The sequence below is a fragment of the Flavobacterium sp. Arc2 genome (genome assembly GCF_041431385.1).
Lineage (GTDB): Bacteria > Bacteroidota > Bacteroidia > Flavobacteriales > Flavobacteriaceae > Flavobacterium.
This window is the reverse complement of the sequence record NZ_JASMRH010000057.1, coordinates 1-2,012: the sequence shown is the minus strand read 5'-3', so window position 1 is coordinate 2,012 and position 2,012 is coordinate 1. Positions and strand designations below refer to the sequence as shown.

Sequence of the window (2,012 nt, the reverse complement as noted above, 5' to 3'; positions counted from 1 at the left end):
TTAGTACTCTCAAAGTTATGCTTTTACATTGATGCTTTGAGCTAGCTGGAATTTAGTGGAATTACCGTTTCGCATCACGTTTTCGTTAAGCCGAAAATTGAGCGGTTACGTACTTCCAGCCATCTCAAAGTGGCATAACGTTGCTGTGAATAATCTTGCCGAATTTTGCGCTGAAAAAATCAGAACAAATTGATTAAGCAGAAAATAATTTAATCCAATTAAAGCGATGCAGTTTGCGTCCAAATAGATTCTGGCGAAATCGTTAAGCAGAAAGTATTTTAATTCAATTAAAGCGATGCAGTTTGCGTTCAAATGGATCATGACAAAATCGTTAAGCAGAAAATTATTTGCTTCAATGATAGTGATGCAGTTTGCGGCGAAATGTATTGCGGCGAAAAACAGAATTGCGAAAAAAACGATTATTGAAATAATTACTCACAGCAACACTGGTTTTGTGTGATTGCGAGTTTTGTTGTAACCTCACGTTTTCGTTTCGCAATTATGTTATATATTAGCCGAAAGAAATTGGCTACGAATTTCGCAACCTCACAAAGCCAAAAACGTTAGCGGTCAGTTTAGCCAAAAAGCCGCTAAAGAAAATAATTTGAAAATATAATATCTAAAGAAATGTTTGAAAAATTAAACGAAATAAATAAGAAAAAAAACTTTGAAAAAATTGCAAATTCTTTTCTGATTGTTTTGATTTTTCATTTACTATTTGTTTTTGAAAAATATTATTCAACAAAATTTAATTTAAACAATCCTTTAATTCCAAAATATTTAGCCTTTGAAATATTTGCGCCGTACGCAAAAAAAGGATTGATTTTAACTTTTGGATTATTAATAGCAATATTATTAAAATTCTTAAAGCAGAATTTAATCATAATTATAATTTGCTTGTTCGTAATTGCAGTTTATCATTTTACAACTTTTGAACCAAATTTTACTGAATATAAAAAATAGAGATTTGAAGAAGTTTGTGCTGAAACATTGAAATTAAATAAAATTAGAAATGGAAAATCTAAAGTGCTGAAATTAATAATCTGAATTCAACAAGAAAACCGAACCGCTAACCGCCATTTTGAGCTAGCTGGAATTTAGTGGAATTAGCGTTTCGCATCAAGTTTTCGTTAAGCCGAAAATTGAGCGGTTACGAACTTCCAGCCATTTCAAAGTGGCATAACGTTGTGTGAGATTTAACCAAAATGACGATGAATTCAGTATTTCAAAAATGAAATTTAGACAGAGATTATTTAAAATTATAGCTTTAATTATTTTATTAATTGTAAGCACTCACACTTTTTCTCAAAAAAAGAAAGACAATGATACTATCGTAGAAATTAAATGTGATTCAATTTATATAAATAAAAATATCACTATAAAACTGACAAGTAACAAAAGCGAAGAAAAAGAAGGTTTTTTTGGAGAACTAAATACATTGCTTAAAATTGAGCAAAAAGAAAATAATATCCAAAAAGTTATTTTAAAAGATTCTATTTTTAGTCGTTATCAAGAAATAAAATTTGAAGATTTCAATAATGATAATATAAAAGATATTTTGGTTCAAAACATATCCGATGTAAGAAGTAATTTGACTTATTATTTATACTTATTTAATCCTAAAACTAACAGTTTTAAAAAAGTGAAAGGATTTGAAGAAATAAAAAACCCAAGTTATAATTCCAAATACAATATTGTTGACAACTATGTAGTTTCTGGTCAAAATTGGACATCTTTTTATAAAATTAAAAACAGTGAAATTTACGATTTAAACATTGTAATTTATGATGACCAAAGTGGAAATTCAAAAAGTTATGACAAAAAATACAATAATGCAATTAAACAAATATTGAAAACAAAAAAATAAACCTCACACAACCGCCATTTTGAGCTAGCTGGAGTTTAGTGGAATTAGCGTTTCGCATCAAGTTTTCGTTAAGCCGAAAATTGAGCGGTTACGAACTTCCAGCCATCTCAAAGTGGCATAACGTCAGGCTGTGAAAAAACCTCCT

The 2,012-nt window shown here is 29.1% G+C and carries 1 protein-coding gene; it reads left to right on the top strand.

Going from position 1 to position 2,012, the window contains the following annotated elements; translation table 11 throughout:
* Positions 1–1,231: 1,231 nt before the first annotated feature.
* Positions 1,232–1,867, top strand: coding sequence for a hypothetical protein (locus QO182_RS19385; protein WP_371563696.1), 636 nt, complete (start codon positions 1,232–1,234; stop codon positions 1,865–1,867).
* The last annotated feature ends 145 nt before the right edge of the window (positions 1,868–2,012 follow it).